This window comes from Phyllobacterium sp. SB3, assembly GCF_040009165.1.
Taxonomy (GTDB): domain Bacteria; phylum Pseudomonadota; class Alphaproteobacteria; order Rhizobiales; family Rhizobiaceae; genus Phyllobacterium.
The window spans coordinates 509265-534593 of record NZ_JBDYKI010000002.1; the positions used below are offsets into that span (position 1 = coordinate 509265).

General features: G+C 52.6%; 27 protein-coding genes. 11 read left to right on the forward strand and 16 right to left on the reverse strand.

The window, feature by feature from the left end; translation table 11 throughout:
* The 4 genes from ABKW30_RS08945 to ABKW30_RS08960 form a co-directional block, all read right to left on the reverse strand.
* Positions 1–1023 carry an aminotransferase gene (locus ABKW30_RS08945; protein ID WP_348598456.1) on the reverse strand — a complete coding sequence of 341 codons (1023 nt, stop codon included), beginning with the start codon at positions 1021–1023 and terminating at the stop codon, positions 1–3.
* Positions 1020–1865: a carbohydrate ABC transporter permease gene (locus ABKW30_RS08950; protein ID WP_348598457.1), complete on the reverse strand. Its 846-nt coding sequence runs from the start codon at positions 1863–1865 to the stop codon at positions 1020–1022. Before ABKW30_RS08950 ends, ABKW30_RS08945 begins: the two co-directional genes overlap by 4 nt.
* Positions 1865–2746 (reverse strand): sugar ABC transporter permease, encoded by an 882-nt coding sequence (locus ABKW30_RS08955; protein ID WP_348598458.1) that lies wholly within the window; start codon positions 2744–2746, stop codon positions 1865–1867. The genes ABKW30_RS08950 and ABKW30_RS08955 overlap by 1 nt, the downstream gene beginning before the upstream one ends.
* An 81-nt stretch (positions 2747–2827) precedes the next feature.
* Positions 2828–4066, reverse strand: coding sequence for an extracellular solute-binding protein (locus tag ABKW30_RS08960; protein ID WP_348598461.1), 1239 nt, complete (start codon positions 4064–4066; stop codon positions 2828–2830).
* Positions 4067–4262: 196 nt separating this feature from the next.
* On the opposite strand from ABKW30_RS08960, the gene ABKW30_RS08965 reads away from it, so the two are divergent.
* The 5 genes from ABKW30_RS08965 to ABKW30_RS08985 all read left to right on the forward strand — a co-directional run bounded on the left by ABKW30_RS08965 (position 4263) and on the right by ABKW30_RS08985 (position 9466).
* A complete protein-coding gene (locus ABKW30_RS08965) occupies positions 4263–5474 on the forward strand; it encodes an ROK family transcriptional regulator (protein ID WP_348598463.1) in 1212 nt (403 codons plus the stop codon).
* Positions 5475–5543: 69 nt separating this feature from the next.
* On the forward strand, positions 5544–6659 hold the full coding sequence (locus ABKW30_RS08970; RefSeq protein ID WP_348598465.1) for a Fic family protein: 1116 nt from the start codon (positions 5544–5546) through the stop codon (positions 6657–6659).
* A 160-nt stretch (positions 6660–6819) separates the two neighbouring features.
* Positions 6820–7839 (forward strand): ABC transporter substrate-binding protein, encoded by a 1020-nt coding sequence (locus ABKW30_RS08975; RefSeq protein WP_348598467.1) that lies wholly within the window; start codon positions 6820–6822, stop codon positions 7837–7839.
* Between the two features lie 11 nt (positions 7840–7850).
* Positions 7851–8684, forward strand: coding sequence for an ABC transporter ATP-binding protein (locus ABKW30_RS08980; protein WP_348598469.1), 834 nt, complete (start codon positions 7851–7853; stop codon positions 8682–8684).
* Positions 8681–9466 carry an ABC transporter permease gene (locus ABKW30_RS08985; protein ID WP_348598471.1) on the forward strand — a complete coding sequence of 262 codons (786 nt, stop codon included), beginning with the start codon at positions 8681–8683 and terminating at the stop codon, positions 9464–9466. Before ABKW30_RS08980 ends, ABKW30_RS08985 begins: the two co-directional genes overlap by 4 nt.
* Here ABKW30_RS08985 and ABKW30_RS08990 read toward each other — a convergent pair whose 3' ends face one another.
* Complete coding sequence (locus tag ABKW30_RS08990) at positions 9467–10054, reverse strand: PAS and helix-turn-helix domain-containing protein (protein ID WP_348598473.1); 588 nt, start codon at positions 10052–10054, stop codon at positions 9467–9469. It lies immediately after the preceding gene.
* Between the two features lie 80 nt (positions 10055–10134).
* On the opposite strand from ABKW30_RS08990, the gene ABKW30_RS08995 reads away from it, so the two are divergent.
* Both ABKW30_RS08995 and ABKW30_RS09000 read left to right on the forward strand, forming a co-directional pair.
* Positions 10135–10857 (forward strand): CoA transferase subunit A, encoded by a 723-nt coding sequence (locus tag ABKW30_RS08995; RefSeq protein WP_348598475.1) that lies wholly within the window; start codon positions 10135–10137, stop codon positions 10855–10857.
* Between the two features lies 1 nt (position 10858).
* Positions 10859–11500, forward strand: coding sequence for a 3-oxoacid CoA-transferase subunit B (locus ABKW30_RS09000; protein WP_348598478.1), 642 nt, complete (start codon positions 10859–10861; stop codon positions 11498–11500).
* A 31-nt stretch (positions 11501–11531) separates the two neighbouring features.
* On the opposite strand, the gene ABKW30_RS09005 is transcribed toward ABKW30_RS09000, so the two are convergent.
* A complete protein-coding gene (locus ABKW30_RS09005) occupies positions 11532–11702 on the reverse strand; it encodes a hypothetical protein (protein WP_348598480.1) in 171 nt (56 codons plus the stop codon).
* 260 nt (positions 11703–11962) lie between these two features.
* On the opposite strand from ABKW30_RS09005, the gene ABKW30_RS09010 reads away from it, so the two are divergent.
* Positions 11963–12229, forward strand: coding sequence for a helix-turn-helix transcriptional regulator (locus tag ABKW30_RS09010; RefSeq protein ID WP_008121075.1), 267 nt, complete (start codon positions 11963–11965; stop codon positions 12227–12229).
* A gap of 67 nt (positions 12230–12296) precedes the next feature.
* Here ABKW30_RS09010 and ABKW30_RS09015 read toward each other — a convergent pair whose 3' ends face one another.
* From ABKW30_RS09015 to ABKW30_RS09030, 4 genes are all read right to left on the reverse strand, one after another.
* Complete coding sequence (locus ABKW30_RS09015) at positions 12297–13124, reverse strand: alpha/beta hydrolase (RefSeq protein ID WP_348598483.1); 828 nt, start codon at positions 13122–13124, stop codon at positions 12297–12299.
* 22 nt (positions 13125–13146) lie between these two features.
* Positions 13147–14061: an ABC transporter permease gene (locus ABKW30_RS09020; protein WP_348598485.1), complete on the reverse strand. Its 915-nt coding sequence runs from the start codon at positions 14059–14061 to the stop codon at positions 13147–13149.
* Between the two features lies 1 nt (position 14062).
* Complete coding sequence (locus ABKW30_RS09025) at positions 14063–14845, reverse strand: ABC transporter ATP-binding protein (protein ID WP_348598992.1); 783 nt, start codon at positions 14843–14845, stop codon at positions 14063–14065.
* Positions 14846–14943: 98 nt separating this feature from the next.
* A complete protein-coding gene (locus ABKW30_RS09030) occupies positions 14944–15918 on the reverse strand; it encodes an ABC transporter substrate-binding protein (protein WP_348598487.1) in 975 nt (324 codons plus the stop codon).
* 106 nt (positions 15919–16024) lie between these two features.
* On the opposite strand from ABKW30_RS09030, the gene ABKW30_RS09035 reads away from it, so the two are divergent.
* From ABKW30_RS09035 to kynA, 3 genes are read left to right on the forward strand one after another with little or no spacing between them, the layout of a single operon-like run.
* Positions 16025–16765, forward strand: a complete 741-nt coding sequence (locus ABKW30_RS09035; RefSeq protein ID WP_348598490.1) for a GntR family transcriptional regulator — start codon at positions 16025–16027, stop codon at positions 16763–16765.
* Positions 16766–16780: 15 nt separating this feature from the next.
* Entirely contained in the window at positions 16781–18016 is a 1236-nt protein-coding gene (gene kynU / locus ABKW30_RS09040; RefSeq protein ID WP_348598492.1) for a kynureninase, read from the forward strand.
* Positions 18013–18852 (forward strand): tryptophan 2,3-dioxygenase, encoded by an 840-nt coding sequence (gene kynA / locus ABKW30_RS09045; RefSeq protein WP_348598493.1) that lies wholly within the window; start codon positions 18013–18015, stop codon positions 18850–18852. Before kynU ends, kynA begins: the two co-directional genes overlap by 4 nt.
* On the opposite strand, the gene ABKW30_RS09050 is transcribed toward kynA, so the two are convergent.
* The 6 genes from ABKW30_RS09050 to ABKW30_RS09075 all read right to left on the reverse strand — a co-directional run bounded on the left by ABKW30_RS09050 (position 18853) and on the right by ABKW30_RS09075 (position 25289).
* Complete coding sequence (locus tag ABKW30_RS09050) at positions 18853–19212, reverse strand: hypothetical protein (RefSeq protein WP_348598495.1); 360 nt, start codon at positions 19210–19212, stop codon at positions 18853–18855. It abuts the gene before it with no gap.
* A gap of 189 nt (positions 19213–19401) precedes the next feature.
* Positions 19402–20721 carry an NAD(P)H-dependent oxidoreductase gene (locus tag ABKW30_RS09055; protein WP_348598497.1) on the reverse strand — a complete coding sequence of 440 codons (1320 nt, stop codon included), beginning with the start codon at positions 20719–20721 and terminating at the stop codon, positions 19402–19404.
* A gap of 57 nt (positions 20722–20778) precedes the next feature.
* Positions 20779–21798, reverse strand: a complete 1020-nt coding sequence (locus ABKW30_RS09060; protein ID WP_348598499.1) for an aldose epimerase family protein — start codon at positions 21796–21798, stop codon at positions 20779–20781.
* Between the two features lies 1 nt (position 21799).
* Entirely contained in the window at positions 21800–22777 is a 978-nt protein-coding gene (locus ABKW30_RS09065; protein WP_348598500.1) for an ABC transporter permease, read from the reverse strand.
* Positions 22774–23760: an ABC transporter permease gene (locus tag ABKW30_RS09070; RefSeq protein ID WP_348598502.1), complete on the reverse strand. Its 987-nt coding sequence runs from the start codon at positions 23758–23760 to the stop codon at positions 22774–22776. Before ABKW30_RS09070 ends, ABKW30_RS09065 begins: the two co-directional genes overlap by 4 nt.
* Positions 23757–25289 carry a sugar ABC transporter ATP-binding protein gene (locus ABKW30_RS09075; RefSeq protein ID WP_348598503.1) on the reverse strand — a complete coding sequence of 511 codons (1533 nt, stop codon included), beginning with the start codon at positions 25287–25289 and terminating at the stop codon, positions 23757–23759. The genes ABKW30_RS09070 and ABKW30_RS09075 overlap by 4 nt, the downstream gene beginning before the upstream one ends.
* Positions 25290–25329 lie beyond the last annotated feature (40 nt).

Below are 25329 nucleotides of genomic sequence, written 5' to 3' on the forward strand. Positions count from 1 at the left end.
TTATTCGCTCCGTGTGATCTTGGTTGAGCGGACAGGTGTACCGAGGTCCGCCACACGCGCGCCGGCGAAACCGAGCATGAAATGTTGCGCGGCGGGCAAAAGAGCAAAAACAGCGGCTATATCGCTGGCTGTTTCAGCATTGACCATTACCGCTCCCTCGATTGGTTGTTCACCGGACGCATCAAAAATGACAACTGGCGACCCGGCCTCCAACGCGGAGACGGCCATGCGATTGACGAATTCTGACGTTCCATCATTGGCGCGAAATAAGACCACACCCACATTAGGGCCGAGCATCTCCATCGGCCCGTGCCGCAATTGTCCGCCCTCCAATGAGAAGCAGGGAACGCGCGATAATTCTGTAAGGCCAAGTGCAATGGCTTCGGCGACACCCTGCATTCGCCGTCCGGATGTAATCACAGCCTTCACATTAGACAGGGCAGAAACTGCTGCATTGGCCTGCGCGCTGCCGGACGATCTCAAAATGCGCAAGGCATCCGCGGTGTCTCCGCCCAACGCACCTATTATCGCAAGGTGCAAGGCAAAGCTGATCGTCAGGCTTCGCGTTGCCGCGAAGGCCTTTTCAGTTCCGCCCGCACCGACAAGCGATGGAACTGTACGTGACAGCGTTGATCCTTCTTCCAGCGTGAGACCGAACGTATCGGCAGGAACGCCTGCTTCATCAAACCAGCGCAGAACCTCGGCACTTTCGCCTGATTGCGATGTGACGAGAATTGTTCTGCCCGCTAACGACAAGGGTTGCCCCAACTGCTCGGATAACGGCACTGCAATCGCATCAATGCCAAGGCTGCGATAGAACGGTTCCACCGCACGACCAACGGCATGTGAGCCACCCATACCGAGCAGCAGCAATTGACCGGTTTTCCGCAATGACTGCGCAATGGTTGCCGCAAGGGCCGATGCATTTTCAAACGACGCAATCGCATCTGCATTCTGCCGCGCCATTTCCTTTTCAATAGCAACAAGGCCTGCAGGTTTGCTGGTTTCAGAAGACATGTTCATCCTTTAACGCCACCACTTGTCAGGCCCGAAATCAGGGCACGCTGCATAAAGAGACCGATCAACAGCGGGGGGAGGGCAGCCAGCACACCCGCAGTGGCGATCAATCCATAATCCGAGACACGTCCACCAGCCAGATCGGCAATAGCCACAGTCAATGTCTTTGCGCGCTGATCTGAGGTGAACAGCAGCGCATAAAAGAATTCATCCCACGCAAGCAGGAATGCAAACAGGGCAGCGGTCGCCACAACAGGGGCGGCAAGCGGCAGGGTAATGAGCCGCAGTATCTGATCCAGTCGCGCCCCGTCCATGACGGCAGCACTTTCGATCTCGCGCGGGATAGAATCAAAACCAGACTTCAACAGCCACGTGGTGAAGGGTGCCAGAATTGTAAGATAAACGAGTGCAAGGCCGAAAACATTGTTGAGCAATCCCAACCATGCAAGCGCCATGTAAAGCGGGACAGCCAAAGCCACCGGTGGCAGCATATAGGTGGCGATCACCGCATAAAGTGACCAGCCAACCGATGGCGTCCGTGACACGGCCCATGCAGAAGGAATGGCAACTGCTATGGCGGCAATCGTGGCCATGCCAGCAACCTTCAGGCTGTTGAAAAGAGAGGCGACAAAAGCTTCGCCTGCGCTGTTGGCAACCGACGAGAGCAGCACACCATATCGCGAAAAATCGACCGTATCCGGCCACCAATGTAGTGGCTTTGCTATCAGATCTGTTGTCGAAGAAATGCTCATGACGAACAGCCACGCGACCGGAGCAAGAATGACAATTGCCAAGAGCAGCGCCGCGATGTGAACGAATATGGCTGCGGTCAGGCTACGACGTTCCATTATGACGCTCCTGCTGTTTTGCGGATAAGTGCAGCATATGCAACGGCAAGCACTGTCACGAGCAGGGTAACAATCAGTGCCAGCGATGCGCCAGATCCAGCGCGCTGAAAGGAGAATGCTTCCTGATAGACGAGAATTGAAAGGGTGCGTGTACTGTTTGCAGGACCACCACGGGTCATCACCCAGATAATGTCAAAGACCTTGAACGCTTCGATTGTCCGCAAGACGAGCGCAACCATCAAGGGACCTGCCAGATAAGGCAGGGTGACAAAGCGAAAGCGTGACCAGACACCCGCACCATCCACCATGGAAGCAGCAATAATATCCCGTGGTACCGCCTGCAGAGCAGCGAGGGCAATAAGAGCAACCAGCGGGAAGTTTTTCCAGCAATCCGCAAGGATCAATGAAGCGAGCGCGGTACCGGGTTCACCGAGCCAGGACCGATAGGAATCCAGCATGCCAATCTGCACGAGGAGTGCATTCAAAGCGCCATATTCAGGGTTGTATATCAGCCGCCATAAGGTGGCATTAACCACTGTTGGCAGTGCCCAAGGCAGGATCATCAAGGCTCGCAAAACTGAACGACCGTAGAATGGCTGATTGAGAAGCAGTGCCGCCAGAACGCCGATAACCATTTCCGCTGAAACTGAGAGAACAGCGAACCAGAAAGTAGTTATGAGTGAACGCTGGAAATTGGAGCCGGAAAGGATCTTCGCATAGTTGTCGAACCCGACGAAATTTCCCTGAGTTCCGACGAGCTTGGCGTCGGTAAATGACAGCCGTACAGTATCAATCAGCGGCCAGCCGATAATCGCGATCATGACAATCAGCAGCGGCAACATGAGCAGCCATGCCCGGGTCGTAATCCAATTGTTCGTCATGAAATATTGCCCGTTATACTAACAATCATACAACTATAATGAAGGAAAGGCGGCAGACAACGCGGCCGCCTTTCCGATAAATCATAGTCCGCTGTTTTCAGCCGCTGTCTTCAATGCGGCTTCCGGCTCTTCCTGACCCAATAGCGATTCCTGAACTGCTTGCTGCAATGCTGTCGACAGTTCCTGATATTTTGGTGTTGTCGGGCGCGGGTACATGGCAGCGAGACCGACCTTGGCCGCCGCGATCAACTCTTCCTGACCTTTCGAAACAGCCGGGTCATCATAGGACGATGTCCAGATTGGTAGACTGAGCTTGGCGTACTGGTTCTGTGTTGCCTGCGAAGTCATGAAGGCAATGTATTTCCATGCTTCGTCAGGATGTTTGCTGGTTGAGGTGATCCCAAGCCCCATGGAGCCGTTAACCGCCGAAACCGTGCTTTTTCCTTCAATGCCAGGAGCTGGAACCACGCCGACCTTGCCAGCAACCTTACTGTCTTTCGGGTCGTTGGCCATGTTGTACATGTAGGTCCAGTTCAGAGCGAACGCAGCTTCACCATTCTGGAATACCCGGCGTACATCCTCTTCGAGAAACTCTTTTGAATTGGGATTGGTCAGACCTGACTTGTAGCTTTCAACCATGTAATTCAGCGCATCCAGGCCACCGCCTGTCTGGAAAACCGGCTTGCCATCTTTGATAAAGCTACCGCCATAGGCGCTGACCAGCGTGGTATAATCGCAAATCGCCGCCTCAGCCTGTGACCAGCTCCAAGCTATAGGCGTTGCGAGAAGACCTTTGTCCTTGATGGTCTTGGCTTGCTCGGAAAGTTCGGCCCAGGTCTTGGGAGGATTCTTGATTCCGGCTTTTTCGAGAATTTCCTTGTTATAGAACAGATATTTGGTGTCGAGAATCCATGGCAGGCCATAGCGTTTGCTCTCGTACTCAACCGTGGTCCATGCACCGGGAAGAACGCCTGATTTCATCTCGGGAGTGATCTTGTCCGAAACATCGAGCAATACCTTGTTCGATGCATATTCAGCGGGCCAGATCACGTCGAACAGCACAACGTCATAGCCCCCGCCCGATCCTTGCGCGAGCACCGTCTTGTCGTGCAAGCCCTCATAAGGCACGAACTCAAGATTTACCGTTACATCCGGGTTCGCCTTCGTAAAGGATTCTGTCATGGCGCGCACATCGGCTTCGCTATAGGCGGCCTGTGCCATGAACAATGCATTGATCTTGGTTTCGGCGTGAGCAGGCGCAGATAGCGCTGCCGCCAGAAGTGTTGCGCCGAGAAGCGCGGTCGTGACGGATTTCAACATTCTTACCTCCTATTTAGCTCTGGCAGTTCTGAACGCTGACCGTTATGGACAGAGCTCGGTGATCGTTACAGATCGAGAGCTTTTGCTCACGTTCCCCTGGAGACGATTGTTCGACGACTCTATCGGCCGACTATTAAATCAATTCTCTTGACTTATTAGTCGATCAATATTCTTCTGCTGTCAAGAGGGCTCGCGCATGGATGACAGACCGTTGATAAGGGCGAAAAGCGGCACCAACCTTGGTGGGGCCAGCGCGCACAACCGCCGCATCATGATTGATGCGTTGCGGGTGAATGGCGCTTTGTCTCGTGCTGACTTGGCGAGAGCCACCGGCCTGACACCTCAGACAGTATCCAACATCATCGAAGAGCTTGCCGGAGAAGGCCTCGTGCGCTCGCAGGCAAGTGTCCGAAAGGGCAGGGGCCAGCCGGCTACGCCGTATCAACTGGTACCCGAAGGTGCTTTTGCCATCGGCCTGCAGATTGATCGTCACGTGACCCGTACTGTTATCGTCAATCTTGTTGGCGATGTGCTGGTGCAAATCGAAGCAATTCTACCGCCGGGTGGACCGGAGACGGGGGTAGTCGTTGTGCTTGATCTGGTGGCACGAGTTCGGACAATGTTATCCGAGAAGGTTTCAGGAGCGGAAGAGCGTCTTGTCGGGCTTGGGATCGCCATGCCCGGACCTTTTGGCATCAACACACTCTACGATGATCCATGGATGATGACGGCTTGGCAGAGCTTTCCCCTTGTAGAGCGTATTGCCGAAGGTACGGGGCTTGAGGTTGCTCTGCAAAACGATGCTTCGGCGGCGGCTACTGCAGAGCGATTGCTTGGCGCAGCACATGGACTTGACCACGCCATTTGCATCTATTTCGGTTATGGCTTGGGTACAGGTCTGATCCTCAATGGCGAACTCTATGGCGGAGCCTATTCCAATGCCGGTGAGATTGGCATGATGCTGACTTTGGTGCCGGGAGACGGTGCGGACGTCGAGCCATTGGAGCATTACGCGTCGATGGCCGCGCTATGCAAACTACTGGAACTTGATCCATCCGCGCCCGATCTCTTTGCAATGGTTACGGATGCGGTGTTACTCGGCGGATCAAAACTTGAACAGTGGATGGATGACGTTGCAGAACGATTGCGCCGTGCAGTCCAGATGCTCGAACTCGTCTTCGACCCCCAGACAGTAATTTTATGCGGTGGGGCTCCTCGTGTCCTGATAGATAAGCTCGTAGAAAAAATCGAACCGTTGCTGCCTTCAATTGCTGAGCGGGCAAGCCGTTCTCAGCCGCGACTGCAAGCTGGGCTTGCTGACCCCTGGTCTGCAGCTTTAGGGGCGGCAGCTGAACCTATCGCCCGGGCCTTCGATCCACGATTTTCTGCAATCCTCAAGAATGCATGAGTTATAGAAACGCTTGCTATAACTCATACATCGTATGATACTGAGCTATAGAAAGGTATTCTATAGCTCATGACATGGAATTGGCAGCAGCCTGATTGGCCCGACTTTATCTACGACAAAACGCTACTGGAACCGCTGGAACGCGAATTTCTTTTGCATTCCGGCGAGTTCTTTGGGGCATTCCGACATGTCAATGACAACGACCGGGACATGTTGCGGATCGAGTTGATCAGCGATGAGGCATTAAAGACTTCGGAGATTGAAGGCGAGTTCCTCAACCGCGACAGTCTGCAAACATCGCTTCGGCAACAGTTCGGGTTGGCGTACGACAATCAAACAGTTCCGGCTGCCGAACGTGGCATCTCTGAAATGATGGTCGATCTCTATCACTCTTTTGCAGCCCCTCTTGAGCACGAAACACTATTCACGTGGCACAAGATGCTGATGTCAGGCAATACAGACCATATTCAGGTCGTCGGCGGATACCGAACGCATAGTGAGCCAATGCGCGTCGTATCCGGGCGGGTTGAAAAGCCAACAATTCATTTCGAAGCACCTCCATCCTCACAAATGAAGCGGGAAATGGATTTGTTTTCGCAATGGTTCAACGAGACAGCTCCGGACGGGGCAAGGCAATTGCCTGCGTTGGCCCGCGCTGGTCTGGCGCATATTTATTTTGTCAGCATCCATCCTTTTGAAGACGGAAATGGTCGTATCGGCCGCGCAATATCGGAAAAATCTCTCGCGCAAAATCTGGGACAGCCAAGCCTTATTGCACTCGCTTATACAATCCAGAGAGCGCGCAAAGCATATTATGACATGCTGGAAATCAGCAACAAAACCAATGAGATTACAGACTGGCTGATCTATTTCGCGAAGACCATATTAGAGGCACAGCGCACGACGTTAAAACGTGTGGAATTCTATATCATCAAGGCAAAATTCTACGATCAACTCCGTGGGCAATTCAATCCCCGGCAGGAGAAGGTCATTGCCCGGATGTTCCTTGAGGGTATTGACGGTTTCAAAGGTGGATTAAGCGCCGAGAATTATATCAGCATCACAAAAACATCGCGCGCGACTGCAACCAGAGACCTGCAGGACCTTGTAGAAAAAGGAGCGCTACACAAGACAGGGGAGCGTCGCCACACACGGTATTATTTCAATCAGGCGCGTCTGGTGTAAAACCTCTTTCTGTTCGTACCCATCGTTACCTTTCCCGTAATTGCTTGTCTTGCCGGAATCCTGATGCTAACTTTTTTCATAATGAGAAAACAAATGCACAGCTGCGCTGACGTCGTCAGCATGTAGCTCGGTTGTGCAATCCATATCAGGGAGGAAGATTATGGAACGCCGTCAATTTCTTGTTGGTGCAGCAGCACTTTCTTTAATCGGTACTTCCAATGTCAAAGCTTTCGCTCAAACGGCTGGCGCTTTGGAAAAAACCAGCCTTACACTGGGTGTTGGTGGCAAACCTCTTCTTTATTATCTCCCGCTGACGATCGCTGAACGCAAAGGTTTCTTCAAAGAGGAAGGTCTCGACGTTACCGTCAATGATTTCGGTGGGGGTGCAAAATCACTCCAGGCACTGGTCGGAGGCTCCGTCGATGTTGTTACCGGTGCTTATGAACACACGATCCGCATGCAGGCCAAAGGACAGGATATCAGGGCGCTGTGCGAACTCGGCCGGTTTCCTGCCATTGTCATCGCTGTACGCAAGGAGCTTGCAGAAAAGGTCAAGTCTCCAGCGGATTTCACAGGATTGAAGATCGGCGTTACAGCACCCGGATCATCGACCGCATTGACCGCGCAATATGCGATGGTCAAGGCAGGGCTCAAAGCCAACGCCGCTCCTCTGATCGGCATCGGAGGCGGCGCCAGTGCCGTAGCTGCGATCAAGCAGGGCCAGGTCGATGTAATTTCACATCTGGACCCTGTGATCGCAAAGCTTGAATCGGATGGTGACATCACCGTCATCATCGATACACGGACCGAGGAGGGAACGCGGGCACTGTTTGGCGGATCAAACCCGGCGGCAGTTCTTTACGTCAAAAAGGAATTTGCCGACGCCAATCCCAACACGTCGAAAGCTCTGGTCAATGCCTTCGTAAAATCTCTGAAATGGTTGCACAGTGCTTCCGCGGAGGAGATTGCGGACGCCGTCCCGGCAGAATATCAGCTGGGCGACAAACCGCTTTACCTGAAGGCAATTGCCAATTCGCTTCCCACCTATTCGCTTAATGGTGTTCTGACGATGGAGGGTATGCAGTCGGTTCTCAACACATTGAAAGTGCTGGACCCGGAATTTGCCAAAGCAGATATCGATCTTGCTGCGACCTTCGATGACCGCTTCATCAAAGGATAAGCACAGAGCCGATGACCGAACTGAAATCTGAGACAGGCAGCCGCGCAGACGCTGTTGAGCTGCAAGGCATTACAATTGCTTTTCCTGTGGCCAATGGAGCGACTTATGAGGCGGTAGGCGAGACGCAACTAAGCGTTCGCGATCGTGAGTTTGTCGCCATCGTTGGCCCGACCGGTTGCGGCAAATCCACCTTGTTGAACGCGACGGCCGGGCTGCTCAAACCGGCGCGTGGCCAGATCAAAATATTCGGCAAGACACATAACGGGATCAACAGGCATGCCGGATATCTCTTCCAGCAGGACTCGCTCATGCCCTGGAAGACATCCCTCGACAATGTTGCAATCGGGCTCGAGGTAGCAGGCGTGTCGCGGCGTGAAGCCTTGGAGCGCGCTCGCACATGGCTGGGAAAGGTCGGGCTTTCCGCATTTTGTGACCGCTATCCGCATGTGCTCTCCGGTGGACAACGCAAACGTGTGGGGTTGGCACAGGTACTTATTCGCGATCCCAAAATCATACTGATGGATGAACCTTTCGGTCCTCTGGATGCACAGACGCGTCTCATCATGGGCGATCTGCTGCTCGACTTGTGGACCGCAGATCGCAAGGCCGTGATGTTTGTTACGCACGACCTTGATGAGGCAATCGGGCTCGCGGACCGCGTTGTGATCATGTCGGCAGGGCCATCATCGCGAATTATCGGGGACTATGCAATTCCGCTGGCTCGCCCGCGTAATATGGCTGATATCAAGTCCGAGCCGCAGTTCCATGAAGTGCACCGGGAAATCTGGAACGCACTTAAGGAAGAAGTGCTCAAGGGTTACCGGCAGACGGAAAAAACATCATGAACCGGGGCCTTCTGCTTCTCCTGCAAATTCTCGTTGCCGTCGTCGTTCTTGTTGTCTGGCACATTGCTTCGACGACCACGCTCATTGGCAATCCGAAGACGATAAGCTTTTTCTTCGCCGAACCGCTGGCTGTGGGTAGCCGCATTATCGACTGGTTCGTCGATGGATCGATCTGGTATCATCTTGGCATCACGCTGACCGAGGCCGCGCTGGCATTCGTCATCGGTTCGCTCGGCGGTGTGATCATCGGCTTCTGGTTCGCGCGTAAACCTTTGCTTGCTGCTGTGTTCGATCCGTATGTGAAAGCAGCCAACGCTTTGCCGCGTGTTGTCCTTGCACCAATATTTGCGCTTTGGCTCGGTCTCGGCATTTGGTCCAAAGTGGCGCTCGGCGTGACCCTGGTTTTCTTCATCGTGTTCTTCAATGTCTACCAAGGCGTCAAGGAAGTAAGCCCTGCTGTGCTTTCCAACGCACGCATGCTTGGCATGAACGGACGGCAACTCCTGCGTCATGTTTACATGCCTTCTGCATTGTCCTGGATGTTCTCATCGTTGCACACATCAGTCGGTTTTGCTGTGGTCGGCGCAGTTGTTGGCGAATATTTGGGCTCAGCCGCCGGACTTGGCTATCTGATCCATGAGGCAGAGAGCGTCTTCGATGTGACTGGCGTTTTTGCCGGCATGTTTGTGCTGACTTTCTTTGTCATCCTCGTTGACTGGCTGGTAACGCTGGTTGAAAACCGTCTACTTGTCTGGAGACCGAAGAGTGCTGCTTCTTTCTGATCAGCGCAGGCTGGAAAACCATGCAATAAGCTCTGCGCTATTGCGCAAGGAATGAGCACGCATGAGGCGCGCTCTATGCGCTTCGACGGTGCGTCTCGACAAACCGATTTCAAGCGCTATCTGTGCATTGGTTTTACCTTGAGACACCAAGGTAAGAACTTGCTTCTGCCGGTCGGAGACAAGATTGATATCACCTGTAACGGCACGGTTTGTCGGCTCGAAACAATAGAGTGCTTCAGCAAATGGATCGGTCTGGTTACGGCTACGCCCCCGAACGCGGCACCAAAAACTGCTTCCATCCCGTCGACGCATCAGGCGTTCGTCGTAATAGACTTTTCCGCCGCCAAGATTACCCCGCCACATCTCACCGGTGCGCACAAAATCTCTTATCTTGGGATAAAGCCGGCTGAAACTCTGATCTATCAGCTCTGACCGCTCATATCCGAAGGCGTCAGCGAATTCAGAATTGCAATCCCTTATGATACGGTGTGTCGCATAGACCATGGGAACAGGCAGGTCCGTTAACTGAAAGCGTTTGCCGCTCGCAGCATTCACGATGTCGGGACTGGAAAACTCCGGTGCTGTCATACCGTATTAATACGACTATCTGTGATGGCGTTACAAGCCCTACCGTTGATCCAGAGGAGTAGAGAAATGGGAGACTATTCTTGAAAAAAGTTCAATCAAATGTGGGCGACGCACTAAACGGTGTGCTGTTCGACGGTATGACGATCATGGCCGGTGGCTTCGGCCTCTGCGGCATTCCGGAAGCGCTGATTTATGCGATCCGCGATTCCGGTGTCAAAGACCTCACCGTGATATCCAATAATGCCGGTGTCGACGGTATTGGCCTTGGGGTATTGCTGGAAACCAAGCAAATCCGGAAAATGATCTCGTCTTATGTGGGCGAGAACAAACTCTTTGCGCAACAATATCTTTCAGGTGAACTCGAGCTGGAATTCAACCCGCAGGGGACACTGGCCGAACGTATTCGGGCAGGAGGCGCTGGCATTCCAGCCTTCTTCACCAAGACAGGCGTGGGTACGATTATCGCTGAGGGGAAGGACGTGCGTGAATTCGACAGTGAGTCGTATGTAATGGAGCGCGGGCTCTTTGCAGATCTTTCCATCGTGCATGCTTATAAGGGCGATACCGAGGGAAATCTCGTCTATCGTAAAACAGCGCGCAACTTCAATCCGATCATGGCAACTGCTTCGAAGTTCACTGTGGCGGAAGTCGAGCATCTCGTCGATGCAGGCACAATCGATGGCGACCATATCCATACGCCCGGCATTTTCGTAAAACGTATCGTGCATGTGCCAAATCCAACCAAACACATTGAACAACGGACGACCCGCCCTCGGCTCGTCGCTGCAAGCGAGGTGAACTGAGATGGCCTGGACACGCGATCAGATGGCTGAGCGAGCTGCGCAAGAGCTTCAGGATGGCTTCTACGTCAACCTCGGGATTGGAATTCCCACGTTAGTTGCCAACTACATTCCGACTGGCATGAGTGTACAGCTCCAGAGCGAGAACGGTATGCTTGGCATGGGACCGTTCCCTTATGAGGGCGAGGAGGATGCCGATCTCATAAATGCCGGAAAGCAAACAATCACTCAATTGCCGACAACGAGCTATTTCAACGGTGCCGACAGCTTCGGGATGATCCGTGGCGGCCATATTGACCTTTCCATCCTCGGCGCAATGCAGGTTGCCCGAAACGGCGATCTGGCCAATTGGATGGTGCCGGGCAAGATGGTCAAAGGCATGGGCGGCGCCATGGATCTGGTTGCAGGCGTCAAAAAAGTCGTCGTCGTTATGGAGCACGAGGCAAAAGGCGAAGCCAAGCTGCTCGAAGAGTGCACGTTGCCGCTAACCGGCCAACGCGTGACAGACCTCGTTATTACCGATCTCGGCGTATTCACGATTGAACGCCGCGGTGAGCCGAGAATGACTTTGATTGAAGTTGCACCGGGCGTGACGGTGGATGAAATCAAAGCAAAAACACAAGCTACGTTCGATGTAGCTGTCTAAAGCCGAACCGAAATAGCCTGACATGCTCAGGCTATTTCGTCTTCTCGACGGTGCAGACGGTGTCATTGTGGGATGGGCGATCAAAACAATCAGCCTCATAGCGAAATGAACCGTAGTAGACTTGAGCGCAACCGGAGACCAATGTTACAAAACCCAGAATGAGACCTGTGAAATAAATCCGGCGGGAAGCCTTCTTTTCCATTGTGTCTTACCTATATATATCGAGCTGCAAGTGACACAGCGGCGTTACAATCCACTGATATTCTTCAGCAATTGGTCAAGTCAACGATCGGCCTACCTGTCATCTTACTGAGATTTGGTGCTACTTTAAGGCAAGCGTTCAACATAGTTTTTCGATCACGTTTTATGTGAACAGACATAAAAGGGTTGATCCGGAGCGATGGACGTATAAGTTCTGCCTTCCGATTTGTTAACCAAACCATTCACGTTAGGAGCAAAGCGATGAACAAAACCATCGATAACTATTCATTGCCAGAAACGATTACGACGGCATTAGCCAATGGTATTAATATTGTCAGGGCATTTCGCGAACAATTCGGGTATTCAATTGAAGATCTGGCCGTTTCGTGCGGTTTGACGTCTCTTGAAATCGAAACCATTGAAAGTGGTCAAAACTCCGATCCGAGCAAGCTTGAACGTATTGCTCACGCGCTCGGCTTGCCGAGTAATGCAATGATCATTGAGGATTCAAAGCGTCTTAGCGCTTGATCCTTCGATAACAATAAATCGGTAAAAAGGCTGCCAGGGTGATATCCCAATCCTGGCAGCCTTTTTGTTACAGGCACAGCAGCGTGCGCGTCAGCGGATGATCCGCGGTTGTTAGCCCTTCAATAATGTTGGCGTGGTGTTTTTCCGCCTCTTCAACGGAAGCAATGCGGCAATCGAAGCCAGACCAGATGTTGGCCAGCAACGCATTCTGCCGAACGAACTCCGGGCGTTCTGCAGCACCCACCCAAGTGGTCAGATCAATACCTTCTTGAGGCTCAAGAAGCGCAGGGCTCTCCAATCGCGCCTCTATCGCGTCAAGATGGAGTGTCTCATTCATTCTTGTTTTCATCAGCGGCCGAAGATCGGTGAGCGGCGAGATAGGAACCGTCTTGCGAATACGGTGACGAATAGCCTGGGGTAGAGGAGAGGTTGCTGTAACCATCCGTGCTACGAGATGACCTCCGGCCGAATGCCCCGTCAAATGAATCGGTCCCGCAACTTCTCCAGCTGCTCTCGCAATGGCGAGGCCGACCTGAACGGTAATGTCACTGATACGAACTTGCGGGCAAAGCAAATAAGAAGGAACTGCAACTGCAAAACCATGAGCGTGCGCACCCTTTGCCAGATGCGACCACACACTTTTGTCGAAGTCTTCTTTCCAGTACCCCCCATGGATAAAAATCATAAGTCCCTTGAGATCGCCCCAAGGCATGAAGAGGTCGAGCCGGTTGCGAGGATCAGGCCCATAGGAAATATCTGCCCTCAGCAGGCCTTTACTATCCATTTCCGCCCGGAAATCAGCGGCTTCCGTGCGCCATTTATCCGGATAGCTGGCGCCATCCGGAATATAGGCAAAATTAGAGTAAGCATCATCCCAGTCGATAGCATCCGTCATGATCGTCCCCCCGATTTGCGGATTACTCCCTGATCTTTTCACGTATCTGGCTTCCGCCACCGGATTTACGCAGGTTTGGCAGGGCAAGCATCAGGAGCACAAATGCACCTGTAGCGAATTTAAGGTCGGCTGGCGCAAGCCCGAGTGTTAAGCAGAACGAGATTAACTGATAGTATATCAGCGATCCGACAACGGGAGCGAGAACCTGCCGCAGGATTGTCTGGCGGCCAGTGATTGCTTCACCGATAATCAGCGCGGCAAGGCCATTGATAAGGATGCCAAAGCCCATATTGACGTCAGCAAACCCTTGGGTCTGCACCATAATACTTCCACCTGTCGCAGAGAGGGCACTCGCCGCACCAACGCCGATAATAGTCGCGGTGCTGACATTGATGCCTTGCGCCTCAGCCATATCCGGGCTGGCGCCAACAGCACGCATCGACGTGCCCTTTTCCGACATGAAGAAATACAACATTGCCGCAACCACGAGCGCAATCAGCGTACCTACAATAGCTATCTTGACCCACGCAAAATTAGCGGCCGGACCAGCCAGCAGCGTGAATGTTGTGTCATAAGTGAAAAGGGGAATGTTGGTACGGCCCATAATGCGCAAATTGATGCTGTACAGCATCGTCATCACCAGAATACCGGCGAGGAGCGTATTGATCTTGAAGCGCAAGTGAATGAATGCGGTCGTACAGCCGGCGGCAAACCCGCAAAGCAAAGCGACGAAAACGGCAAGGAATGGGTTCACTCCGGCTGCAATCAATGTACCGCAAACACAACCGCCGAGCGGGAACGCACCTTCAGATGTAAGATCGGGAAAATTCAGGATACGAAACGGCAGCATAACGCCAAGGACGACAAAGGAAACGATAAGGCTCTGCGCAATTGTAACCGGGATAAGACCATAGAAACTGTTGAAAACATCCAGCATCTCAGGCCCCCTGCAACGCGATTGCGTCAGACTTTGTATGGAACCGGTCAATCAGGTCTGGAACGGTGATACCGCGCTTTTCCTCCGGACCTATATCGACAAGCACCTTGCCGGCATCCATCATGATGATCCTGTTACCATAGTTGATGGCGTGCTCCATGTTGTGCGTGACCATCATTGTCGTGAGTTTCAATTGGTCGACCGCACGCACGGTTGTATCCATGACGAGCTTTGCGGTACGTGGATCAAGAGCAGCTGTGTGTTCATCCAGCAGCAATAATTTAGGATGTGTCGAAACGGCCATAACCAGTGAAAGCGACTGCCGTTGCCCGCCGGAGAGCAGCCCGACTTGCATATCGAGACGATTCTCAAGCCCAAGGTTCAGTTCGGCCAGTTGCTCGCTGTATCGCGCGCGGCGGGCCGCTGTAAGCCCATAAGAAAACCCGCGCGGTTTTCCCCGCAACTCTGCGAGGAGCATATTTTCACCGATTGTCATAGTAGGAGCCGTACCTATCATCGGATCCTGAAAGACTCTCGCTATGAACTGTGCGCGCCGATGGGCATTCAGCCTTGTGACGTCCTGACCATCAATGGATATTTTGCCGGAGTCCAGTGGCAGCTTGCCGGAAACAGCATTGAGGAAACTCGATTTCCCCGCACCATTACTGCCAATGACAATGCAAAAGTCACCGGATTTAAGTGTCACATCCAATCCGTCGAGAGCACGCCGTTCATCCTGCGTACCACGGTAGAAGATTTTTGTGCCGCCCTTGACGGAGAGCATATCGGTCATGTGAGCCCCTTGACGCTGAGCCGCTATAAATATGAAAGTTCCCGCGCTATGAGGCGGGAACTATATGCTTATGGCTTGCAAGAGAAGGCTTATTTAACGAAACAACCGCAATCCTTGAGGCTATCCGGAACTTTTTGCCCGGTTTTTGCCAAAACGGCTTCATTTATTGCCGCTGCATGATCCTCGTAGGCTGGCTTGATTGGAGCCAGGCTCTCTGTTGATTTACCGGCAAGAATCTCGGACGCGAGTTTTGCAGCATTCTGACCAACCTTGGTATAGGAAACCTCGAAGGCGGCTGCGACAAGACCATCACGGACGGCTTGTGCAGATGCATTTACAACCGGAATGTTGATGCTAAGGGCAGCGGCGGCGACTGCCGGTACTGCTGGCTGAACAAGATTGGAACCCGGCACGTAGATTACATCTGCCTTGCCAGCCAATGAACCAACGCGAATAGGAATATCATTGGTGTTGTCGAGACCGACTTCAACCAATTCCATACCCTGCGCCTTCGTGATTTCCTGCATCAGCTTGAGAACAGCCACGTCATTGTCTTCGCCGGGATTATAAAGATAGGCGACGCGCTTTGCGTCGGGCAGAAGCTTCTTGATAAAGGTAATAACGGAAGCCACATCCTGCAAATCGGATGCGCCGGTCATTGCCTTGTCACCAGCTTCCCACGAGGGTGTCAGCTTGGCGGCAACCGGATCAGTAACGGCAGCAAAAACGACGGGTGTATTGGTATTGCCAACGATCTGGCGTGCACCTTGTGCAACTGGTGTCGTGACAGCGAGAATAAGTTTAGGGCTGTTGGATGCGAGCTTGGTCACCATCTGCGGGATCAATGTTGCATCGAAGTTTACCTGCAGTTCATCATAAACCGCATCGATTACACCCAGCTTGGTCAACTCGGCTTTGAAAGCAGTAACCGTTTCATCCAACTGCGGGTGTTTGCCGAACTGAGCGATGCCAATTCTCGTCTCCGCCGCTGCAGCACTTAATCCAAAGGCTAGACCCAATGCCGTGCCGATCACCAAGCCAGTCAATTTGTTTGCCGAAATCATACAACTTATCCTTTTTTGTGTTCCGCTCTGTGGCTTGAAAATAGTATAACAAACGTGAAATGATATACAATACGGAATTAAGGTCCACGGATAACAAAGGGAAGCAATGGCCGATAGCGTCAAATCTGATGGACTCTATACAGTATTGCGATCGCGCATACTCAATGGGGAACTGCGTCCCGGCCAGTCGCTGCGTTTGCGGACCATAGCACAGGAACTCGGGGCCAGTGCTACGCCCATGCGCGAGGCACTGAACCGCCTTCATGCTGAAAACTTTGTAACGGCGGAAGCCAATAAGGGCTTCCGCGTCGCGACAATGACCTTGGAGGAACTCGAAGATCTCGAGACTGCCCGGTCTGTTATCGAGACTCAATTGCTGACGCGCTCAATCGACGAGGGTAATCGTGATTGGGAAGCAAATCTGGTCAGCGCGCACTATCGCCTGACTACTTGTGTCACGCCGAATTCGTTTTCCCAATCCGAAGCCATCGACGCATGGGACTTGGCACATGCGGAATTTCATCTGGCGCTGATCGCCGGAACGTCGTCGAAATGGCTCATGAATTTTGCACAACAGACTACGGCACAACTCCAGCGATATCGCCGTCATATTATCTTGCGAATAGATCATCTCAATCGCACCGCAGAGGGGCGGGGAGACGAAGAAGCTGTCCTTTCACGGGAGGCATTGGGTATCGATGCGCATACAGCCCTTCTGGAAGCCGCACTCGCACGCGACAAAGCGAAGGCTGAGGCTTTGATGATCGATCATGTACGCCTCGCCAAAGAGGCATTTTTGAAACTCGCACGCGCCAGCGGAATAACCACCGTTGACACAGAAACCTAATGGAACAATGAACCCATGAAAAATACCAAAGCCATATTGGCCGACCAATCCGATCCGTTAAAATCATTTCGGGACGGATTCGAACTGCCCGCAAACGTGATTTATCTTGATGGCAATTCGCTTGGCGCACTGCCAAAAAGTGTAAAACAACGGGTTGCAAGAACGATCAGTGAGGAGTGGGGAGAACAACTCATCCGCAGTTGGAACAGCGCCGACTGGATACATCTGCCTCAACGGGTGGGAAACAAGATTGGCCGATTGATCGGCGCAGCGGAAAACACTGTGGTCGCCGCTGACAGTACATCCATCAACCTCTTTAAAGTCCTGTCAGCTGCTCTTGACCTCAATACAGAACGCAGCAAGATCATCTCCGAAAAAGAGAACTTTCCGACAGACCTTTATATTGCAGAGGGCGTTGCCAGGCAGATTGGCAAGGGTCATCAACTGGTTCTGGCCGATACACCAGACGACATTGCGAACATGCTGGATCGCGACGTTGCTGTTCTTATGCTCACCCATGTCAATTATCGCACAGGCTATCGCCATGATATGGCGGCAATAACGCAGGCAGCGCACGATAAAGGTGTTCTCGTCATCTGGGATCTTGCCCATTCAGCCGGCGCAATGCCGGTTGACTTAACAAGCGCAGACGCAGATTTCGCCATTGGATGCGGATATAAATATCTGAACGGTGGACCGGGCGCTCCGGCATTTCTGTACGTCAACCCGCGTCATCAGGGAGCTTTCAATCAGCCACTGTCCGGTTGGTTTGGACATCGGGCACCCTTCAACTTCGAGACCGCATATGCTCCGTCCACTGGCATAGAACAATATCTCTGCGGAACACCACAAGTCCTCGGAATGGTAGCTCTGGATGAAGCTCTATCCCTTTGGGACAATGTCGATATGGAGGCCCTCCGCACCAAGTCGATAGCACTGTGCGACTATTTCATCGAAGGCATTGACGCATTCGCGGCAGAGTACGGCCTAACGCTGGTAACGCCGCGCGAAGCCGATATGCGGGGCAGTCAGGTTTCTTATTCCTGCGAGAATGGTTACGCCATTATGCAGGCACTGATCGCCCGCGGAGTGATCGGTGATTTCCGGGCACCCGATATCATCCGCTTTGGATTCACCCCTCTCTATCTTAGCTTTGCCGATGTAGAAAAGGCTGTGACAATTCTCAAAGATATTCTGAAAACTCGTAGCTGGGATGCGGAAGAATATCGCGTTCTCGGAGCGGTGACATGACCCGCACGCCTTACGATCCCTCAGGCGAAGGTGCGCAAATGTCATTCGACGGTCGGATGTCATACGGCGATTATCTGCGACTCGACACGATACTGACAGCGCAAGCTCCCCTGTCCGATGCACATGATGAGATGCTGTTCATCGTACAGCATCAGGCATCTGAAATCTGGATGCGTCTGGTCATTCACGAGTTGACATCGGTCTGCGATCATATTGCCAAGGACGATCTGGCGCCCTCATTCAAAATGCTTGCGAGAGTTTCCCGGATACTCGACCAGTTGAATTCCGCCTGGGACGTATTGAGGACAATGACACCCAGCGAGTACACGACATTTCGTGAAGCACTTGGGATGTCTTCCGGATTCCAGTCATTTCAATACCGGGCAATTGAATTTTTGGCAGGTAACAAGAACGCTGCAATGATGCGCCCACATGCGCACAAGACTGACATTCATGCGTGGCTTGAACAGATTCTGCATGCGCCCAGTATCTACGATCAGTCCATCCGTCTTCTGGCCCGAAAAGGGTTTTATATCGATACGTCCATATTGGAGCGTGATTGCTCATTGCCTTACGCATCAAACGAAAGCGTCCGAGCTGCCTGGTTGACCGTATATCGCGATCCGGAGGGCTATTGGCCACTTTACGAGCTTGCCGAAAAGCTGGTTGACTTCGAGGACTACTTCCGGCGTTGGCGCTTCAACCACGTGACGACAGTAGAACGCATTATTGGTTTCAAAACCGGGACGGGTGGCACTTCCGGCGTCAACTATCTGCGCAAAATGCTCGATGTCGTGTTATTTCCAGAGTTATGGGCTGTGCGGACTGACCTCTAGTCAGGCCGCATATTTATCGATCGCTACACAGTCCATCGCCGACTTGGCATGGATATGGTTGCTGTGAGTGAACCCGTGCTTTGCTATGGCCACCAGATCATCATCCGGTTTGATCGGACGCGACCACCAATTATCATTCAGTGTCCAGCCACGCGCAGTTGCACTCTCCACTTCGGAGCTGTCAGGACGCAGCGTACAAGCTTCGTGTACAATCCTGGCTTGGGGCGAGCGCTTACTCATAAGCTGGCGACCTTGGGCCAGCGCACTGGCTTCATCATCCGCAATCACCAGTTGGTGGAACAGATGGCGGGACTGTTTGTACTTTGTCAGATAAGCAAACTTTACTTGATAGGCTGGCACGGCACGCTCCTGCATCAAAGACTCAGTCGTTAACCAATTATTAATATTGGTACTTGACACGCTTTTTGCAAGATTACGGCCTGATTTATACACACTGAATGCAAATCAGGCGAAAGAACTTTTCTCCGCCTAACTCACTGTTTGAAATATACAAATTTCACTCGTTACGAGAACGAAATAAAACTTGATCTAAACTCCGTAGACCAACTTGTCTTGCCGAGCCCGTAGCTCCACAATCTTTGATCCCGGAACCGGAGCCGCATTGGCATTGGTAATCAACTCACCCTTTTTAATCTGGCTCGTCACTGTGCCGCCCTGCAACAATCCGCAAGGAATTGCTCCAGCTGAACGAGCTTCCGGAGCCGTCATTATCCAGGCGCGATAGCAATATTCCCCAATTGCATCGAGCTTGTCGCCGGGCTTCAAATCCTTCTTGGCTACCGCGCAAACTTCCGCGACAGGCTTGTCCAGAGGTACCATGTCGGCCTTGCCATAAAGAACGACACGTGCACAGGTCAAGGGTACTTCAAGAGACGTCAGATGATACGGGCGATGGAAGGTGAAATAAGGACCTTTGCCCATTTTCAAATCTTCCATGCGCTCCGATATGCGCGGGTGAGACATATCGGCAATGACAAACACGCCCGGAGCAACGCCCTTGCCGATTGAGTAGTCGACGACACCCACGCGGGACAGGAGACCACCATCTTTTTCCGGTATAAGCGTTTTTGAAAGCTGGTCGAGGGTTGCCGCCGGACCGTGCATACCGGGTTTATCTGGTACAAGCCCTGTGGCATTGGCGATGGCTGCCATTTCCACCATGGTCTTGGAGCCATCAACAAACTCGACAAGCATACGAACATTCATATGGCGGCGCGCTGCTTCTTCCTCATAATCATCAGGAATTGCATCGATATTCAACGGATTGTTCTTGCCTTTACCGGCAGCAACAATTGGATGACCCATTGCCGAGACGAACTCAATCAACTCCATGCAAGAGGAAGGCTCGTCACCCGCGCCCAAAGAGTAAGTAACACCGAGACGGTCTGCTTCGCTTTTCAGATAGGCGCCGATAGTCACGTCCGCCTCAACATTCATCATGACGAGATGCTTGCCATGCTCCATAGCCCGCAGGCCAATTTCCGCGCCCACGGCTGGTACGCCTGTCGCATCGATAACAACGTCTATGAGACCGTTCTCAAGTATGAGGTTAGCATCATTTGTGACGGCGATCTTTCCGGCTTCCATTGCTTCTGTGAGCGTTGATGCATTGGACACCTCTCGTGAATGCCCTTCTTCCCGATAGGCGATGTCAACCGCCTTAAGCGCATTGGATGTGTTCAATTCGGAAATAGCACCGATTTCGATGCCCGGCATGTGGGCAACGCGCGTAACAATATCCGTTCCCATTTCGCCCGAACCAATCAGACCGATACGAATTGGGCGACCCGTTTCAGCGCGCGCCTGCATATCACGCGCCAAACCCGTCAATGCAACATTTGTGCTCATAATTCCTCCAGTGTTCTGACAACTGGAATAAGACGAGAACGCGTAGTTGGCAACTGACTACATGTTTTTGAAGCGGAATTCCGTCGTTTGCCGGTATGTTTCGCCTGCATTAAGCAATGTGCTTGGAAAGCTGGGCTGGTTCGGGCTGTCGGGGAAATTCTGGGCTTCCAAGCAGACCCCCGCATGAGGTGTGTAGCGCACGCCACCCAGACCTGTGAGGGTAGGGATCATTGCCCCATCATAAAACTGGAGACCTGGTTCACTTGTGAAGACTTGCATCGAAAGACCATTGCAACCGGTTAGCGAGGCAGCCGGACGTAAACCGTTCTCCAATGCCTCGGACAAAACAAAATTATGATCATATGTGTCCCCGTCCACATTGCCTATTTTGCGCTCCCTGCGGAAGTCGAAAGCCGTAGCAGCAACAGCAGCGATATTACCCTTGGGTATTAGATTTGCATCAACGGGTGTATAAGCATCCGAATAAATGCGCAGGCGATGCTCACGAACATCGGTGGAACCATCCATGTTGAAATATGAGTGCTGAGCGAAATTTGCGACGGTCGCGGCGTCACTCACCGCTTCTACTGATAGCCTTAAGGTTGTGTCTGCCACGAAGGCGTATGTGCACCGCACCTCCATATTGCCGGGAAATCCTTGATCGCCATCCGGCAGTTTTATGCCAAGGGTCACCGATGAGGTAGTCCAGTTAGTTATTTCCCAAAGCCGCTGGGAAACGCCACCGCTCCCGCCATGGAGCGTTTGTTTTCCGTTTTCATTTCGGTCCAATTCTATGACTCTGCCATTCAGTTTGAACTGACCATTGGCAATCCGGTTGGCATAGCGACCGACAAGAGCGCCGAAATAAGGGGACCTGTTCAGATACGAGTCAAAATCATCAAAACCGAGCACCACCCGCTGTAAAGCTCCTTCTTTGAGCGGAATTTGCAAATCCCTGATAATGGCTCCCCAATTCAGGATGTTCGCCACAGCTCCCGCCGGAGAAAATATGGTCGTTTGAAAGACTGGTTGGCCTTCGAACATGCCGAAAGGCTGAGGGCTAGCTATGGCACGCAACTCAATGATCCTTGACGGCGGCACTGCTACGCGACGCAAGTTTTGCCTGTAAGATGACCACCACCAAAAGGAACAAGCCGCGAATGACTGACTGCCAATAGGCTGAAAGAGATATCCAGCCTTTGCCGTTTTCGAAGTTCAGCACATTGAAGAGAATACCGAGCAAAAGCACACCGGCGAGGGTCGCACCAACCGAACCGACTCCGCCCGTCAGCAAAGTACCGCCAACAACAACCGCAGCAATTGCAAAAAGCTCCCAGCCAACGCCTTCAATAGGCTGCCCCGCGCCGAACTGGGACGCAAGAATGACACCTGCCAATCCTGCAAGGCCACCACTGGCGAGATAAACAAGAAACTTGATCCGGTCAGCAGGCAGCCCCATCAACCGTGTAGCATCTTCATTGCCGCCCACGGCGAGAACGCCGCGTCCAGTACTGGTGAAATTCAGAATGACCCAGCCTGCAATATAGGCTGCAAGCGCGATCCAGGCGGGAATGGGGAAACCAAGGAAATTTTCCTGTCCAATGGTTGTAAACCCGCTTTCATAAGAGACCGATACTGATTGGTTGTCAGCCAGAAGCAGCGCTGTGCCACTTGCAGCCAACATCATCGCCAACGTCGCGACAAACGGCATAATCCGCAATCGTGTAACCAAAAGCGCATTGATGACTCCGACACAAAGGCCTGCGCCCACTCCAGCACCCAAACCAATCCATGCTCCATGCGGGCTAGCGAGAGCAGCGACCACACTACCAAGTGCCGCTGTCGAGCCTACAGAGAGATCAATACCGCCGGTCATGATGACAAAGCACATACCGAGAGCAACCAAAGCGAACATCGAGTTGTAGCGCAACACGCTGGTGATATTGAACAAGCCCAGAAAGTAATCATAGCGCGCCCAGCCAAACAGGATCAGCAAAAGCAGTGCGAGAACGACTCCATAACTTCCAAGCATCTTGATAAGTTTTACCTGAGTCATGCGTGTCTGCCCTGTTGTTGTATCCACACGGCAAGAACGATGATGCCAGCTTTCACAACCAGCGCGGCAGCATCAGGCACTCCATTTGAAAGCAGGGTGTAGCGCACCAGCTGAATTGTCATGGCTCCCAGCAATGTGCCGACAATTGTCGCTTTGCCACCACTCAGCAACGTTCCACCAACCGCCACCGCAGCAATGGCGTCAAGTTCCATGCCAAGGCCGACAAGATTGGCATCGCTGGATGAATTGATTGCTATGACCACCAGGCCAGCGATCCCCGCGCAAAGCCCGCTGATCCCGTAAACAACCAGTTTGACCTTCGAAACGGCAATGCCTGACAATTCCGCCGCGCGCTCATTGCCACCAATCGCGATGATCTGGCGACCGAAGACCGTGCGCTTTAAAACCCATGCCGCCACGATGACCATAATCGCCATCAATATGACCTGCACGGGAATGCCGAAAACCCGGCCAAGCCCTATGAGCTGAAACTCCGGAACGCGAAATGTCTGGAGATTGCCATTGGTCATAACCTGAGCGATTCCGCGTCCAGCAATAAACAAAACCAGAGTTGCGACAATCGGTTGGATTCTAAACCGCGCAATGAGCCAGCCATTGAATAAGCCGAAGGCACCTGCAACCAGAACCGAGATTATCATCGCGGCAGCAACCGCTAGGTAGACGTTTTCGATGGGAACGATCTTGCCCAGAAATATCATGGGCGCCAAAGCACCTGAAATGGCCATGAGCGAACCCACAGACAAATCAATGCCGCCGGTACCTATGACCAGCGTCATTCCAACAGCGACAATCACAATCGTGCAGACCTGTGTGAGATTAACGTTCACAGTCTGCATCGACGCAAAGTTGCGCGTAAATGCCAGGTTGAAAACGATCAATAAGGCCAGTGCAATCAGCGTGCCGTAGCGCGCCAGAAAATCAAACGGGTCAAAAATACGGGCTTGGTTTGTGGTGTCGGTCACGATGATGCCCCCTCGATGCGAGGCGCGCTGCCTTCCGCCATGGCGGCCATCAAGACGTTCTCCGTGGCCTCATCCCTATCAAACTCGGCTACACTGACACCTTCGCGCAGGACAAAAACGCGATCAGCTCCCTCGGTAACTTCTTCCAGTTCCGAAGAGATCATCAACACCGCAAGGCCCTGATCGGCCAGCGATTTCACCAGCGACTGGATTTCCCCCTTAGCTCCAACATCAATCCCGCGCGTGGGCTCATCCAGAATGAGCAGGCGCGGGTTCATTGCAAGCCAGCGCGCCAGCAAAACTTTTTGCTGATTGCCTCCGGAAAGTTCACGAACCTTCTGGTCCGGACCAGAACATTTTATACCCAACTGCTTGATGAATCGTTCAACAATCTGCCGTTGGGCCTTCTCATCGATGATGCCGGACTTAGCGAGCTTTGGCATGAGCGCCAGCATCATATTTTCTGCAACGCTCATCTCCGGTACGATGCCTTCGCTTTTTCTGTCTTCGGTACAAAAACCCATTCCGGCGGCAATTGCATCCGCAGGCTTCTTGGGATCATAGGCTTTGCCATCGAATTGCATCGATCCGGCTCGCGGGCGATCAATGCCGAAAACCATACGCGCAGTTTCCGTGCGACCAGCACCCAGCAAACCGGCAAAACCGGCAATCTCTCCACTGCGAACATTGAATGTAACGTCTTGAACGGATTGGTTCACAGCGAGATTGTCGGCAGCAAGCAGGACTTTTCCGATGTTCTTTTTGTCTCTTTTGCCAAAAGCTGTCGCGTGTCCATCTGTCTTTTCGATGGATCGCCCGAGCATTGAGGAAACAAGGCCAATTTTGTCGATTTCGCTCATGGCCGCGGTTGTGATCGTCCTGCCATCGCGCATAATGGTAACGCGATCACAGACCGCGTAGAGTTCATCAAGTTTGTGGCTAACAAATACAACCGACACGCCTTCATTTTTCAATTGGCGGATAACGTTGAAGAGCACGGCAACTTCTCGTTCATCCAGCGAAGAAGTCGGCTCATCCATGATAACAAGTTTGGCTGAAAAGCCGATCGCACGGGCGATGGCCACCATCTGCTGAGTGGCAGTGTTAAACTCCATCAATGGGCGCCGCACGTCCATACGCACATTGAACCTTTGCAGCAGTGCTTCGGCTTCCCTGTGCATTCGCTTCCAGTCTAGCAATCCATAGCGACGAGCCTCACGACCAAGGCAGATGTTCTCCGTGACGGATCTATAGGGAACAAGATTGATTTCCTGATAGATCGTGCTGATTCCGCTGGCCTGCGCCTGTTGCGGCGAGAAAACCTCAAAGGGCTTTCCTTCAAACATGACGTCGCCTGAATCACGTTTATGATAGCCGGTGAGCACTTTGATAAGCGTCGATTTTCCGGCACCATTTTGCCCGATCAGAGCATGAACTTCACCGTGGTTCACCGAGAAACTCGCACCGGAGAGCGCAGGAATTCCAGCGAAACGTTTCTCGATGCCGATCATCGACAGCAGGACAGTCATGTGAAATGATCTCCCAAGCGCAAAGGAAAGCCAGCGCTCC